At 51.6% G+C, this 15,256-nt stretch carries 15 protein-coding genes; 5 read left to right on the top strand and 10 right to left on the bottom strand.

The features are described 5' to 3' along the window. Positions 1 to 10: 10 nt before the first annotated feature. From ACTS9Y_RS08880 to phoB, 5 genes are all read right to left on the bottom strand, one after another. Positions 11 to 841 (bottom strand): ChbG/HpnK family deacetylase, encoded by an 831-nt coding sequence (locus tag ACTS9Y_RS08880; protein ID WP_442585583.1) that lies wholly within the window; start codon positions 839 to 841, stop codon positions 11 to 13. Further along, on the bottom strand, positions 834 to 1,208 hold the full coding sequence (locus tag ACTS9Y_RS08875) for a GtrA family protein (protein ID WP_442585582.1): 375 nt from the start codon (positions 1,206 to 1,208) through the stop codon (positions 834 to 836). The genes ACTS9Y_RS08880 and ACTS9Y_RS08875 overlap by 8 nt, the downstream gene beginning before the upstream one ends. A 5-nt stretch (positions 1,209 to 1,213) precedes the next feature. Further along, the gene (locus tag ACTS9Y_RS08870; RefSeq protein ID WP_442585581.1) at positions 1,214 to 2,236 is read right to left on the bottom strand and encodes a glycosyltransferase family 2 protein; all 1,023 of its coding nucleotides are present in this window, start codon (positions 2,234 to 2,236) and stop codon (positions 1,214 to 1,216) included. 233 nt (positions 2,237 to 2,469) lie between these two features. Further along, positions 2,470 to 4,113 (bottom strand): hypothetical protein, encoded by a 1,644-nt coding sequence (locus tag ACTS9Y_RS08865; RefSeq protein WP_442585580.1) that lies wholly within the window; start codon positions 4,111 to 4,113, stop codon positions 2,470 to 2,472. 105 nt (positions 4,114 to 4,218) lie between these two features. Beyond that, a complete protein-coding gene (phoB, locus tag ACTS9Y_RS08860; RefSeq protein ID WP_379057720.1) occupies positions 4,219 to 4,923 on the bottom strand; it encodes a phosphate regulon transcriptional regulator PhoB in 705 nt (234 codons plus the stop codon). Positions 4,924 to 5,094: 171 nt separating this feature from the next. On the opposite strand from phoB, the gene ACTS9Y_RS08855 reads away from it, so the two are divergent. The 3 genes from ACTS9Y_RS08855 (at position 5,095) to nusB (ending at position 7,883) form a co-directional block, all read left to right on the top strand. Continuing rightward, positions 5,095 to 6,762 (top strand): OFA family MFS transporter, encoded by a 1,668-nt coding sequence (locus ACTS9Y_RS08855; RefSeq protein WP_442585579.1) that lies wholly within the window; start codon positions 5,095 to 5,097, stop codon positions 6,760 to 6,762. A 147-nt stretch (positions 6,763 to 6,909) separates the two neighbouring features. Continuing rightward, positions 6,910 to 7,359, top strand: a complete 450-nt coding sequence (gene ribH / locus ACTS9Y_RS08850; RefSeq protein ID WP_442585578.1) for a 6,7-dimethyl-8-ribityllumazine synthase — start codon at positions 6,910 to 6,912, stop codon at positions 7,357 to 7,359. Then, the gene (gene nusB / locus ACTS9Y_RS08845; RefSeq protein ID WP_442585577.1) at positions 7,356 to 7,883 is read left to right on the top strand and encodes a transcription antitermination factor NusB; all 528 of its coding nucleotides are present in this window, start codon (positions 7,356 to 7,358) and stop codon (positions 7,881 to 7,883) included. The genes ribH and nusB overlap by 4 nt, the downstream gene beginning before the upstream one ends. Positions 7,884 to 7,993: 110 nt before the next feature. On the opposite strand, the gene ACTS9Y_RS08840 is transcribed toward nusB, so the two are convergent. From ACTS9Y_RS08840 to ACTS9Y_RS08820, 5 genes are all read right to left on the bottom strand, one after another. Then, a complete protein-coding gene (locus tag ACTS9Y_RS08840; protein ID WP_442585576.1) occupies positions 7,994 to 8,740 on the bottom strand; it encodes a UDP-2,3-diacylglucosamine diphosphatase in 747 nt (248 codons plus the stop codon). Further along, positions 8,741 to 9,235: a peptidylprolyl isomerase gene (locus ACTS9Y_RS08835; RefSeq protein ID WP_442585575.1), complete on the bottom strand. Its 495-nt coding sequence runs from the start codon at positions 9,233 to 9,235 to the stop codon at positions 8,741 to 8,743. It lies immediately after the preceding gene. Positions 9,236 to 9,317: 82 nt separating this feature from the next. Then, positions 9,318 to 9,887, bottom strand: coding sequence for a peptidylprolyl isomerase (locus ACTS9Y_RS08830; protein ID WP_442585574.1), 570 nt, complete (start codon positions 9,885 to 9,887; stop codon positions 9,318 to 9,320). Next, positions 9,887 to 11,134: a L,D-transpeptidase family protein gene (locus ACTS9Y_RS08825; RefSeq protein WP_442585573.1), complete on the bottom strand. Its 1,248-nt coding sequence runs from the start codon at positions 11,132 to 11,134 to the stop codon at positions 9,887 to 9,889. The genes ACTS9Y_RS08830 and ACTS9Y_RS08825 overlap by 1 nt, the downstream gene beginning before the upstream one ends. 83 nt (positions 11,135 to 11,217) lie before the next feature. Further along, entirely contained in the window at positions 11,218 to 12,300 is a 1,083-nt protein-coding gene (locus ACTS9Y_RS08820) for a tetratricopeptide repeat protein (RefSeq protein ID WP_442585572.1), read from the bottom strand. A 257-nt stretch (positions 12,301 to 12,557) separates the two neighbouring features. On the opposite strand from ACTS9Y_RS08820, the gene cysS reads away from it, so the two are divergent. Beyond that, on the top strand, positions 12,558 to 13,919 hold the full coding sequence (gene cysS, locus ACTS9Y_RS08815; RefSeq protein WP_442585571.1) for a cysteine--tRNA ligase: 1,362 nt from the start codon (positions 12,558 to 12,560) through the stop codon (positions 13,917 to 13,919). A gap of 43 nt (positions 13,920 to 13,962) precedes the next feature. Next, the gene (gene argJ, locus ACTS9Y_RS08810; protein ID WP_442585570.1) at positions 13,963 to 15,189 is read left to right on the top strand and encodes a bifunctional glutamate N-acetyltransferase/amino-acid acetyltransferase ArgJ; all 1,227 of its coding nucleotides are present in this window, start codon (positions 13,963 to 13,965) and stop codon (positions 15,187 to 15,189) included. The last annotated feature ends 67 nt before the right edge of the window (positions 15,190 to 15,256 follow it).

Raw genomic sequence — 15,256 nt, 5'->3', positions numbered from 1 at the left:
ACCTTGTTCACTACGACCCTTTCACAGGTTGAATATCGGCTTTCGACAGCCAGGTTTTAAAATCAGGCGACTGCATGACTTGCCATTCAATCACCCGCGCCTTTGCAATCGGGTCACTGTCATCGGCTTTATCAGATGGTTTTGCCGGATGGCACATCAATACAGGCGGCAGGCTATGTTCATTGGGGGCTGAAGATTGCTTCAACTGACTGGCCCAGGTTAACCAGTGTGCCTGATAGGCGGCAGCATCACCTTGAAAATCATAAACCCCCAGTAATCGGGGAGATACCCGAAACCCTGATTCTTTAGCGTTGGTTTGCAACGCTTTTGCGCCTAGCCAGTGAATGATGCGCGCCTTGAAACCACTCCCGGCAGGCGGGCTGGAAACCCGTAACCAGGGGCGTTCAGCGACTGGAAGCTTCCCATAGCGCTGTTGCATTTCCGCGAGCAATGCGTCGCGGATCACGGGCAACTGGTGTACATGCAAATGGCCATCCACATAGTCTGGTGCTGTGCCAGTTGCCTGTTCAAAGGCATTTAACTGTTGCTGAATATTAGTGCGAACCGCCTGCTGCTCGAGCAAACCAAGCAGGCTGCGTATCACCAGAAGCGGATGCGACAAACGGAGTGATTGCGAAAACTCGGTGAAATCCAGATGCAGGCCTATATCCGCTTTAGCGCGAATCGCCGGCGTTAGCTGAGTCGCGCTTTCAGCCCAGGCTGGACTAAGCGTCATACAGGAGGTCGCAGTGAGCACACCGCGTTGAATCAAATCCAGAATGGCGTCATCAATCGCTGCAGACTGTGCAAAATCATCGGCACATATGATCACGCTAGCCATGCTTAAACGCCCAAAAACGACTCAGCAGCCAGGTGCTGACTGCCACGATCACCATCACCACCCCCAACACAAACCAGAATGGCAATGGCGTGTAAGTGAGCGCCAACCACAACAACAATTGGTTACCGAAAAAGCCCAGCAAGGCAACCGCCAGAAACTTTGGGAAAGCCTGTTGATGGCTGGCCTGCGTGCCGCGAAAAGACCACCAGCGGTGGCCGATATAACTGACAGGGAAGGCGCCAAGAAACCCCAGCCAGTTGGCATTAGCCGGCTGCCAGCCTAACGCATGTGCCAGCAACGCCACCACATAATGCATAGCGGCCGCTACTGCGCCGACGCTGATAAATCCTAATACCGAAGCCCGCATGTAACTCAGGCTTCAGCAGCCGGTTTGCGGCGGCGGGCGGGCTTGGCCGCCTGCTCAGGCTGGGCAGCCACTGCCGGCCGCACCACATCGGCCACAATAAATGGCGGCCGCCCTTTCACTTCGTCATAGACGCGCGCTAGGTATTCACCGAGTATGCCTATGAACAATAGTTGCACCCCGGCAAAAAACATCATGCTGGCGACCACCGTTGGCCAACCGGGCACAGATTCATGAAAGAACAGGGCATCGATGACGACGACGGCACCATAGGCAAATGCAATGATGGCGAGAATCGCACCGGTCAGGCTGGAGAGTCGCAATGGCAATACCGAGAAGCTGGTGATCCCTGTCCACGCCAGCGCGATCAATTTGAGTTTTGAGTAAGCACTTTCACCATGCAGCCGCGGCAACGGGGTATACGGAATGCCGATCGACTTGTAGCCTACCCAGGCATAAATGCCTTTCATAAAACGATTCCGCTCAGGCAGTGCGCACAGCGCATCGACCACTTTACGGTCCATTAAGCGAAAGTCACCGGCGTCACGCGGGATCTCGATATGGCTGCTAGCACTCATCATGCGGTAAAACGCGCGTGAGCCCCACAGTTTGAATGACGACTCCTGTTCGCGGTCCTGGCGCACGGCGTAGACCATATCATAGCCTTCGCGCCATTTTTCCAGCATGGTAAGCATCAGTTCCGAGGCATGCTGGCCATCAGCATCCATACAGATGACGAAGTCGCCTTTGGCGTAACCCAGCCCGGCGCTGATGGCATTTTCCTTGCCAAAATTGCGTGAGAATTTAACCAGCGTGACATGGTGGATGTCCACCAGCGTTTGCACCACTTGCGCGGTGTTGTCACGGCTGCCATCATCGACCACCACGATATCCCAGTGCGGCGACATTTGCTGCAAGACACCGCTGATATTCTGCAGTGTCTTGGCGATATTTTTTTCTTCGTTATAGGCCGGCACCATCACCGTGATATGCGGTTGTGCGGTCGGGCGTGCTGAATCTATGATTGTCATGGCATTACATCTGGTAATGAACTGATAGGATTGTAGCGGATTACATCTCGGTAAACACGGAATAAGTCGTTGAGCGGGATGAAGTGCAAAGCACGCGGAACGTAACAGCCGAGGCATGCATAATATAGCGAGCTTGTGACAACGCAGTTGCGCTGCAAACTAAGCGATAAGCGGGACCCAAAAAACCGCAACCCAGCAACTCGCCCGCGTAGACACTTACTTCCGTATTTCCGCTAGTTTTTAGCGGGCGTTGCCAGTCTATCCTTGCCTTGCAACATACGCCGGTCTTTCACCACCGCCAGCGACATGCCCTGCCGCTCAATATTGATGACCACTTTTCCCTGCATGACTTCATGGCAGTGCATATTGGTGGTGGACAGGTAAAAATCGGCTTCTTCCCATTTGCGCGTGACGCTAAAACGGCCATCCAGATAAGGCTCGATTTGTGGTGTATCCACGCAGGCACCTACCCAGTAAGGACCGGATCGGGCAGGCAGTTTCAGATCAAGCAGCTGGTCGGCCGCTGCACGCAAGGCACTAGACCAGTAATCATCCTCCCACTTGAACTGGGCCTGTTTCTGGTCACCCGCCAGCCGGTTCAGACGCACGTACTCATATGGATGCAATTGTACGATATCCACCAGGGTCACCAGCATGAGCCCGGCCACGACGCCGGCCCACAGGGCTTGGTAGGCGGCACGGCCAGCGAGTCTGCTATTCGCCAATGCCTGCCACACAGCCAGCAAGCCCCAGGCCGCGAGCAGTGCCAACAATGGCAGCAAGAAAGTGAAATGGCGCACGCCGTTGTAGAGGGCAGGTTTGTCATTGAGCACAAAGGCCAGAGGAAACACGATGCCCAATAACAAAGCGTGCAAAGTGATGCGTGTTTGCATATCTGCTGTTTTAAAAGCTTTCCGACACAGCAGCCATAATACTGGCAGTGCGGCTAAACCCAACAAGGCGGCTTCCGGCAGTTTCACTGCCAGGTATTGGAACAGGTAGCTGCGCGGCACATCACCGATGTTGTACATGACACCGTTAACCATGGTTTGCATATTGAAATCAAAATGCGAGAACGATTCGGCGGCTTCCAGCATATTGTCGATATCGATCACGCTCCAGGGCCAGCAGATCGCCATAAACACAAATGCCAGCACTGCGGCGGGCAGTAACACCAGCACCATGCGCAGCAAGCGGGAGAAGACTGGCGACCCGTTTTGTTGATGATCCAGCCAGGCGCGCCATATCACCAGCAAAATCAGGTAGATCACGGCAAAAGCACCACCTACGCGCAAGCCCAGCGCCCCGCCAACGGCAAACCCCAGCAACACAATGGCCTTGCCACTGACATTTTCCATATCGCGCACCACCAATGCCGTGGCATATAGCGCCCACAACATGCAGGTGGCAAATGGCACATCTTTGGTATGGGTGAACATGGTGCCCGACCAGGAGACGGTCAGCAGCAACATCGCCATCGCCAGCAACGCCAGGCGCTGACCGCCTAACAGATGCGCAAAGCGGGAAACGCCATAGAAGCCAAGCAGGCCAAACAAAGAAGACAGCAGGTGACGGATATCCCAGATCATAATGGGGATATAAGGGTCTAGCGCGGCGGCGATGATATCGAACAGGCCGCCATACAGGTAAAGATTGCGGTAATGAAACGCGTCCTGGTCAGTAAAGCCGGAACGGTACCAGTCCAGTAGCATCTGCCCGTAAGTATGCTGCACATACTCGTCATTACTGATGCCATGCTGCCTGAAAGTCAGGGCGACCCAGACGGTCAACCCCAGCCAGAACAGTCGCGTTAACCAGGTAAGCGTTGAGGCAGAAGATAATTGGGCAGGCACAGGTTGCATAGGCATGGCGAACATGAAAAACGAACTCGCAAGCGTATCACGACACTAAGCCTGAGGATAGAGCACACCCACTCCTATGCCCAAATTTCATTTAAACAATTTGGGCATCAGGCGGTTTTACTAATTGCCTGGATCTGTGTGTACCGAAAAACGGTAGCCGGAACCACGTACCGTTTGTATCATATCCTGATGGTTAGACGCGACCAGTGCATTGCGCAGGCGGCGGATATGCACATCCACTGTCCGGTCTTCTACGAATACGCGGTCGCCCCAGACCTTATCCAGCAACTGCGTACGGCTATGCACGCGTTCAGGGTTGGTCATGAAAAAGTGCAGCAACTTGAATTCGGTCGGGCCTAGCGGGATATGCACATTATGACCAGTGACGCGGTGGGTGGTCGGGTCTAGGTGCAGGCCGGCGATTTCAATCGGGTCATCCGTCATTTGTGGCGCACGGCGACGCAAGACTGCCTTGATACGCGCATTCAACTCACGTGGGCTAAATGGCTTGGTGACATAGTCATCGGCCCCGACTTCCAGGCCGCGCACTTTATCAAACTCGTCGCCACGGGCGGTCAACATGATGATCGGCACTTCCTTGGTCAGGCTATCGGATTTCAGGCGGCGCGCAAACTCGATACCACTCATGCCTGGCAACATCCAGTCGAGCAAAATCAAATCCGGCATGGTTTCACGCAATAGCATCTGCGCATGTTCAACACTGGTTGCGCGAATGGCGTGATGGCCGGCCTGTTTGATATTCAATGCAAGCAATTCCTGAATCGCCGGTTCATCTTCTACAACCAAAATATTTGCTGCTGCCATGACACTCCCTTTTAAGCAATATTCAACAAAAGTACTTCTGTATTTGCTCGCCAGTTTATGAATGTATTATGACATTTTAATGACATACTCACATAAATTTAAATTGTTCTGGATTGCCTTTTAAGCCAAATTGTAACAAGATGTAACCGCTTAAAATAAAAGGGGTGTTACATGTTGTTCAATCTGTCAAAAGAACATATCACGGCAGGTAAAAGGTTTAATCGCTGGCTGGTTCCGCCAGCCGCACTAGCAGTACATTTATCAATCGGCATGGCTTATGGATTCAGTGTGTTCTGGAAGCCTCTGGGCACCGCGCTGACTGGGCCAGATGGCGCGCCACTCGCCGCGTGCGCCGCAGGTGCCACCACCTTTGCAGACAAACTGGCAGGCACAGGCGAAGCCCTGTTCGCTACCGATTGCAACTGGACCCAGTTTGACCTCGGCTGGATGTATACCTTGTTTTTTGTGCTGCTTGGTTGCTCGGCTGCCCTGTGGGGCGGCTGGCTGGAGCGCGCAGGCCCGCGCAAAGCCGGGCTGGTCGCCACGCTCTGCTGGTGCGGTGGCTTACTGATTTCTGCGTTTGGCGTTTATCACCACCAGCTATGGATGATGTGGTTGGGCAGTGGCGTCATAGGCGGCATCGGCCTCGGTCTTGGTTATATCTCGCCAGTCTCCACCCTCATTAAATGGTTTCCTGACCGCCGCGGCATGGCCACCGGCATGGCGATCATGGGCTTTGGTGGCGGTGCCATGATAGGTTCACCGTTAGCGACCAAGCTGATGAGTATATTTTCCACGCCAACCGATCCCGGTGTCTGGCAAACGTTTGTCGTGTTGGCTGTGGTCTATACTGTTTTCATGGTCTGCGGCTCTTTGGGCTACCGCATTCCGGCCGCCAACTGGAAACCGGAAGGCTGGACCCCGCCAGACCAGCAACATAAACGCATGGTGGTGAATAAGCATGTACACCTGAAAAATGCGCATAAAACACCGCAATTCTGGCTACTTTGGCTGATCCTGTGCATGAACGTGTCTGCAGCCATCGGCATTATCGGCGCCGCCGCACCCATGCTGCAGGAAACGTTTGGCGGGAAACTGATAGGCCAGCCATCGTTAACTTTTGCTGATATCAAAACAGAAGAATCGCTGACGGTTGCCGCAGCGGCGGTGGGTGCCGGATTTGTTGGCCTGATCTCTGTCTTTAATATCTTTGGCCGCATAGGCTGGGCCACTTCTTCAGACAAGCTGGGGCGGCGTAATACCTACTTCATCTTTTTCGTACTGGGCGCACTGATGTATGTCACGGCCACTTATGCCGCAAATCACCATCAGCTGGCGTTATTCCTGGTCTCATTTTGTGTGATCGCCTCCATGTATGGCGGTGGTTTTGCCACCATCCCTGCCTATCTGGCCGACTTGTTTGGCACCCAGTTTGTCGGCGCCATTCATGGCCGTTTGCTGACTGCCTGGTCTACCGCAGGCATCGTCGGGCCAGTGATTGTGAACTACATGCACGATGTGCGCCTGGAAGCAAAAACACCATTTGCGGATATCTATGCGCCTATTTTCCTGACACTGGCGGCATTGCTCGGCATAGGGTTTATCGCCAACCTGCTGGTCAGGCCGGTTGCCAGCAAATACTTTATGACCGATGCCGAACTTGCCGCTGAACAATCACTGGGCAAATCCAAAGACGCAGGCGCAAAAGTGGTGAAGATAGGCAGTGACGGCAAACCGAGTTCACCATGGCTGGTGAGACTAGCCTGGCTGGCAGTCTTAATCCCTATCACTTACGGCATTTCCATGACTGTGCAAAAGGCCTGGGCGTTATTCGCATAGCGTAAATTATCCAGGAATCTATGGCATTCTCCCGGCTAAAAAGTGATGTGAATGCACACTTTTTAGCCGGGCCTACATTCAATCAAACGCGAGGCGGGCCGTTTGGGTTAAAATAGCGGTTTTAAGCATTAGCCCACGGATTCCCAAGTGAACAAAATCTCTCCAAATCTGGATGGCACCGGCAAAAAAATCGGTATCGTTCTCTCACGCTTTAATGAAAACATCGGTGCTGGCCTGTTGCAGGCTTGCGAGCAAGAACTGCTGAAACTGGGCGTGAAAGCCGAAGACATCACGCTGGCTACCGTGCCTGGCGCGCTGGAAACCCCTCTGGTGTTACAGCATATGGCACTCACTGAATCGTACGATGCGCTGATTGCACTGGGCGCCATCATCCGCGGTGAAACCTATCACTTTGAAGTCGTTTCCAATGAATCTGCACGCGGTATTTCTGAAGTGCAGCGTGATACAGGTGTGCCAGTGGCCAACGCCATTCTGACCACTGAAGATGATGAACAGGCAGAAGCGCGTGTCGCGGTTAAAGGTGCTGAAGCAGCACAAGTCGCGATTGAAATGGCCAACCTGGTAAACGCACTATGAGTCAGGATAAGGCCACAGGGACTCAAGACCAGGCCGCAGGCAAGCCACAGGCGTCGGATAAGTCGTCATCCTCGGCAGCAAAAGGCAAAGGCAGAAAAAACCGCCGCAAATCACGCGAACTGGCCCTCAAAGCGCTGTATCGCAACCGTATGAATGCGGGCGATGTGAAACAGTTACGACTGGATAGCCTGGATGACCCGGATTACAACAAAGCGGACGAAGCTTACTTTAAGCAATTGCTGACTGGTGTGCTCGACCACACCGCTGATGTAGATAATACGATCAGCCTGTTTATTGACCGTCAGCTGGACGAACTCAGCCCAATTGAACATGCCATCCTACGCATCTCTGGCTATGAATTGATGTTTGACCAGAGCATCCCCTATCGCGTGGTGATTAATGAAGGCGTAGAGCTGGCAAAAACGTTTGGCGGCATCGATGGCCACAAGTATATCAACGGCGTACTGGACAAAATCGCTGCCCAGGCGCGCCCGAATGAATTTGGTCAGCAATTGAAGAAGTAACAAAAAAAGTATTTCCTGTAGCGTTACCTTACTCAGGCAACGCTACAAAAAACAGCGCCCGATGTGAATCGGGCGCTGTTTTTTTTATTGACCGCTCTAATCTATCCAGCTCACTCATCCAATTGCAATGTGACTAACGCTATCGTATTGCCATCAAGACGGCAAACCACGGCTGTGTCATGCCAGTCCCCCAGCACCCATCGTTCACATGCATGCCCATCCACCGACAGTGCATGCACATCTGGCCTGTGCGTATGGCCGTGCAGCAATACCTTCGGGTAATCGTATTCGCGTAGCAGTTGTACCACCGCAGATGGATTGACATCCATGATATCAACCGGCTGCATGGCTTTATTTTGCGTGCTTTGGCTACGTGCCTGTTCGGCAAAAGCAATACGGGCTGCCAGCGGTTGTGCCAGGAAAGCCTGCTGCCACTGCGAACTGCGCACCTGGGTTCGGAATTGCTGGTAAGCAAGGTCATCAGTACACAAGGCATCTCCGTGTGACAAAACAATACGCTTTTCACCAGGTTGGATCAGGGCTGGGTCAGCCAGCAATTGCATATCACAGGCTTGGGCAAAGCGTTCGCCGATCAAAAAGTCGCGGTTGCCATGCATGAAGTAGAGTTTGACACCGCTGTCGGACAAACGGCGTAGAGCATCCACCACTGGTTGGAATTCGGCACCATGCACAGCGTCATCCAACACATCATCACCGACCCATACCTCAAAGAAATCACCCAGAATATAGAGCGCTTCAGCATGTGCGACATCCGTCGCTAGCCAATGCAAAAAAGCCTGCGTTACCGCAGGCCTTTGCGCACACAGGTGCAGATCAGAAATGATCCAGGTGGTCATTTACGCGACAACAACCGCTTTTTCAATGATCACTGGTTCTACAGGCACATCCTGATGACCGGCACGGTTACCGGTAGCTACGGTTTTGATCTTATCAACGACATCGGTGCCTTCAACCACTTTAGCGAACACACAGTAGCCCCAACCCTGGGTTGTAGCGGAGGTGAAGTTGAGGAAATCGTTATCTTTGACGTTGATAAAGAATTGCGCTGAGGCAGAATCCGGCACCATGGTGCGCGCCATTGCCAGCGTGTATTTGTCGTTGGATAAGCCATTATCTGCTTCGTTCTTGATGGTGGCATCGGTCGCTTTTTGTTTCATGTTGACATCAAAACCACCGCCCTGAATCATAAAGTCATTGATCACGCGATGAAAAATCACGCCATCGTAAAAGCCTTTTTCAACATAGCTTAAAAAGTTAGCCACTGTGATGGGCGCTTTATCAGCAAATAATTCGATAGTGATATCGCCAAAGTTGGTAGTAAGTTTTACCAAAACATTCTCCGTTTATTGATTTGAAAAGCCACACCTGGCGATTTGGATAAACACCAGCTGCGACTTGAATTGATACTGAAGATTACTTGGCGCTGACGATTGTCGCGCGCTTGATAATCACAGTCCGAATAGGCACATCAGAAAAACCGCGCTGGTTGCCCGTGGGCAGGTTACTGATTTTAAATACTACGTCCATGCCGGAAACGACTTTACCAAACACGCAATAGCCGATCAGGCTGGCTTCCGGGCTGGTGTAATTCAGAAACTGGTTGTCTGCCACATTGAGAAAAAATTGTGCGGTGGCAGAATTAGGGTCTTGCGTACGTGCCATGGCGATGGTGCCAGTCTGGTTGAGCAGGCCATTGTTAGACTCGTTCACAATCGGTGCGCGGGTTGGTTTTTCGACTAACTCACGGTCAAAGCCACCGCCCTGAACCATAAATCGGCTAATCACGCGATGAAAAACGGTATTGGTATAAAAACCATCTTTCACATATTGCAGAAAGTTTTCTACTGTTTTGGGGGCTTTGTCGGCATAGACCTCAACCGTGAAGTTGCCCTGGTTGGTTTCAAATGTCACTTGCGTGGCGGCATGTGCGGATGACATCGCTGTCATCATGCACAATAAAAATAGCCCTATCAGTTTATGCATCAAGCTGACCCTTCATATAAGATTTTCCATTGTCCGTTTTCCTGTACCCAGTACTGGCGTTTTTTCATCACGTTCCGTAAAGCCGGGCTGATGTACTCTTGCTCAAAATCAACCACCACCATGTTTTTGGCCGAATTCGGATAAGTAAACATGCTCACTTCAGACAAGTTGATATTCACTTTAGGCTTGGTCGCCTGTATCTGACGTTTATAGCCCGACCACTTGCTCAAGCCGCCCTCTGAATAGAAGAAATCACCCGCGTAATGCGATAAATACGCATCCGTATTTTGTGAAACCCAATCCTTGCGCCAATCTTCAAGCGCTACTTTTAAGGCAGACTTTGCCTGCGCCTGCTGTTTGAGCGATTCCGGGCTGATCCACTGAAAATTGACACCAATCACCACTGGCGTATTACCCAGCTGCAAAATACCCTGCAAAGCTTTCATGTCCGGGTTCGAGAGTACAACACAACCATCGCTGGCACGTGGCGGACGGCTATAGGTATCACGCGGTGTGCCATGAATCCAGATGCCTGAGCCAGTCTTGCGCTCGTAGCTATCGATCTCATTCGGGTAGTTCAGCGGGTAAGCCGCGTCACCATATAGATCAGGCAAAGGGCGATTAAGTTTCCGCGAGGCGAAGTAAACCCCGATTGGCGTACGTTTATCGCCCTGGTCTTTTTTACCGATGCCGTTCTTGCCAATAGTCACATAGTAATCAGCCAAGTACTTCAGCGTATCGTTCTGGCTTTTTTCGTAAACATACAAACGGGAGCGCGCAGTATCCACGAACAATACATGCGTCTGCTTTTCCGACAGCTCCACCAGCAAATTCGGCTGGGTTAGGCCACGATTCTGGTCAAAGTAATTACGGATGCGGATTTCCGCTTCGTCTTTGAGGTCCTGGATGCGGTTCAGATTGGCGGGATTTGCATCACCAAAGCCATTGAGGATGCGGGCTTTAGCGGAGAGTAAATCGCCATGAATCAGGTGGGCAAGCGCAAAGTTTGGGGAGATCGCCAGTAGCTGATCTACGTAATCCAGCGCCTGTTGCAGGCGGCCTTCTTTGATGGACTGTAGTGTTTGCACCAGCATACGCTCTACGCTACCGGTGTTTTTATTTTGTATGAACAAGCGTGTGGTTAACGCTTCATGGTTCACCGCTGTTGCATTCCATGGCAATAGCGCAGCACTCACAAATGCGATACAGCAATATTTTCTCAAACTTCTCATGCCGATATTATACATTCGTTAATTCAAAAACTGCGTGCAACTCGCTGAATTCGCTGGCTATTCCTGATGTTAACCCCCAAATTCAGCTGGTACATGCATTAAAACTTGCCAACGCGCTCCTGCTTGATCAACCAGCGTGAACCTTCTTTGACCAGATTCAAGGTTTTATTGGAGTTAGCATCCAGACCTGTCGCCTTATAAACCTGCCTGAAAGTGACTTTTGCAGCAGTCTGGCTTTCCATTTTCACCGCAATATTCTGCAGACTCACTGAAATCTTGGCCGGACGGCTGACCCGGTCGCGGCGGGTGGTTTCCCATTGTTTGCGTGTCTCACCAGTTGGTGTTTTGAAATCCTTGGCATAACTATCCAGATAGCGGTCTACGTTTTGCGCAGCCCATGCATCTGCCCAGGCATTCACTGCGTCGGTCACCGCTTGCTCTTGCTGATCAACGACTGGTTTAGATTCAACGGGTTTAGCTTCTACAGCAGTTGGCTTTTTAGTTTCAACCACAGGAGGCGGCGTTGCCGCAACCGGTGCCGGATTCGCTGGCGGGGTGACAGTCGGCGTACTGCTGCCTGGCGGCATCACAGGCGCAGTGGAGGCTGGCGGGGTGACAGGAATGGTAGTCGCCGGACGCGCAACAGCACGTTTACCACCAAACAAATCGGTGATCATCGCCAGTTTGTTTTGTGCGCGGCTGTTTGAGGTATCCAGCTTGAGCGCCTTGTCATATGCTTCAGAAGCCATACGCGCATAAATATCACCCAGGTTTTCATGGGCGGTGGCATAGCTTGGGTGGGTTTTAATGGCAGATTCCAGCGCTTTCCGGGCTTTGTCATACTGGCCCTGGTCTGCATACAACACAGCCAGGTTATTATATGGCTCTGGCAGGCTAGGAAATTTTTCAGAAAGATCGGTGAATGCTTTAATCGCCTCATCCCGTTTGCCGAGTTCGACCAGGATCACACCACGCATAAAAAGGGCTTCAGCATTTTTAGGGTTAGCCGACAAATAGGTGTTCACTTTATCCAGCGCAGCCGCCTGATTACCCTGTTCTGAAAGCTGATTGATTTCGCGAAGTTCGACGTTTGTTTGACCAGCCATCACCACATTTGAAACGGCGGCCTGACTGAAAATGACACTTAATACCAGCAAATATTTTTTTAATGTTGCATTCATGAGTTAATTACCTGAGCAATCGTTGATTTTTAGCAGTATGTTATACTTGAATTGTACAAGAGACAGTGCAAATTTAGGTGATTATTAAGCAATGATTTTTATATCAATTCGCGTTTTAATCATTTGCCTGACAACATAACAATTCGGATTGTCATCAATGTTAAGCCCAGCGCCTAGGCTATTCACTTAACATTAGCCAAACATTCCCTTACTTCTGCTAATTTTATCACGCATTAATCCACATTACATTTGTTAGCATGTTAAAACTACACAACACCCTTACCCGCAGCAAGCAAGATTTCAAGCCAATCCAGCCCAATAAAGTACGCATGTATGTCTGTGGAATGACAGTGTATGACTTTTGCCATTTGGGCCATGCACGTGTGATGGTGGTGTTTGACATGGTCGCGCGCTGGTTTCGCGCCAGTGGCTACGAAGTCACTTATGTGCGTAACATCACCGATATTGATGACAAAATCATCAAACGTGCGCAAGAAAACAGCGAAACCATCCAAAGCCTGACCCAGCGATTTATTGAAGCGATGGACGAAGATTCAGCCAAACTTGGCATCATCCGTCCTGATATTGAGCCACGTGCCACCGAGCACGTGCAAGGCATGCTGGAGATGATCAGCCAGTTGATTGCCAAGGGCTTTGCCTACCAGGCTGATAATGGCGACGTGTTTTACAAAGTGCGAAGTTTTAATGACTATGGCAAATTATCTGGCAAAACGCTGGATGACTTGCGTGCCGGTGAACGCGTGGATGTAGATGGCCACAAACATGACCCGCTGGATTTCGTGTTGTGGAAATCCGCAAAAGCAGGCGAACCTTACTGGGAATCCCCCTGGGGCAATGGCCGCCCGGGCTGGCATATTGAATGCTCAGCCATGAGCGCCGAGCTGCTGGGTGAACACTTTGATATCCATGGTGGCGGCCAGGACTTGCAGTTTCCGCACCACGAAAACGAGATCGCGCAATCTGAAGCCACCCATGGCTGCACCATGGCTAACTACTGGCTGCATAATGGTTTTGTCCGTGTGGATGACGAGAAAATGTCCAAGTCACTAGGCAATTTCTTCACCATCCGCGAAGTGCTGGAAAAATACGACCCCGAAGTGGTGCGCTTCTTTATTTTGCGGGCGCATTACCGCAGCCCGCTGAATTACTCAGACAAACATCTGGACGATGCGAAAGCTTCTTTGACTCGTTTATATACAGCTTTGCGCGGCGTGAAGGTGCCTGATACCGAGATTGACTGGCAGCAACCGCAAGCCGCCAAATTCAAATCAGCCATGGACGACGACTTTAATACTGCAGAAGCCCTGGCGGTATTGTTTGAACTTGCGAATGATTTAAATAAAGACAAATCGGACCAGACCGCCGCATTGCTGAAACAATTAGCCGCTATTGTCGGCCTGTTGCAGCGCGACCCGGAAGCCTTTATGCAAGGAGAAGAGGTGAGCGGCGAACTGGATATCGACAGCCTGATCACCGCGCGCATCGCTGCCAAAAAAGCCAAAGACTTTGCCGAAGCAGACCGCATCCGCAAAGCCTTGTCGGATGCTGGCATCGTGCTGGAAGATACGGCACAAGGCACCACCTGGCGCCGCGCCTGACATTATTAAAAACCCATTCTTTTGAAATACTGAAGGAAAACGGATGCCCGTTAAATTAACCGCCCCCCTAGCTCAAGATCTACTCCCTGTGCCAGGCGTACAACTTGGCTACACGCAAGCCCATATCCGCAAACCCAATCGCAAGGATGTACTGGTCATCACCGTGCCAGAAGGCAGCAGCGTCTCAGGCGTGTTTACCTTGAATCGTTTTTGTGCAGCGCCGGTGACGGTCTGTAAAGAGCATTTGCAGCTAGGCAATGGCATACGTGCCTTATTGGTGAATACCGGCTGTGCCAATGCAGGCACCGGCCAGCAAGGGCTGGATGATGCCCGCGCAAGCTGTATCGCCGTTGCCCAAGCGCTGAATATCAGCCCAACCCAAGTACTGCCATTTTCCACCGGGGTGATTCTGGAAACCCTGCCTATGGAAAGATTATTGGCCGGCATCCCGAGTGCCGTCGCCAACTTGCAGACAGATAGCTGGCTAAATGCCGCGGAAGCCATCATGACGACCGACATTGTCGCCAAAGGGACCTCCCGTACACTGACCATAGCCGGCAAAGCTGTGACGATTACCGGCATCAGCAAAGGCTCAGGCATGATCCACCCGAATATGGCGACCATGCTGGGCTATATCGCAACCGATGCGGCGATTAGCCAGACCGCTCTGGACAAGATCATTCAACATGCAGTCAACAGATCGTTTAACTGTATCACCGTGGATGGCGACACCAGCACCAACGACAGCCTGATCCTGATGGCGACCGGCGAGGCTGGCAATGCGGCAGTCACTGAAGACAGCACCGAATTCATCACCCTGCGTGATGCGCTGACAGCAGTAGCAACAGAACTGGCACAAGCCATTGTGCGCGATGGCGAAGGCGCGACCAAGTTTATGACTATCCAGGTCGAAGCGGGTGAAGATGAAGAAGAATGCCGCAAAGTTGCCTACGCGATTGCGCATTCACCACTGATCAAAACGGCATTTTTTGCTTCAGACCCTAACCTGGGCCGTATTCTGGCAGCAATCGGGTATGCCGGGATTGATGACCTGGACGTCAACACTTTGCAGCTATACCTGGGCGATGTCCTGGTGGCTGAAAAAGGCGGGCGTGCAGCGGCTTATGTTGAAGAGCAAGGCGCGGCGGTGATGAAGGAAAGTGACATTCTGGTGCGGGTGGTGCTTAATCGTGGGGATGCGAATGCTACGGTTTGGACGTGCGATTTTTCATATGATTATGTGAAGATTAATGCGGATTACAGGTCGTAAACTATTCGACACGACAACTTTGCATTAATAAGCGACCTCATTCATCACTAAGCTAGATTCTATTTCG

The organism is Methylophilus sp., from assembly GCF_052173275.1.
Classification (GTDB): domain Bacteria; phylum Pseudomonadota; class Gammaproteobacteria; order Burkholderiales; family Methylophilaceae; genus Methylophilus.
This window is presented reverse-complemented; position numbering and strand designations above follow the sequence as displayed.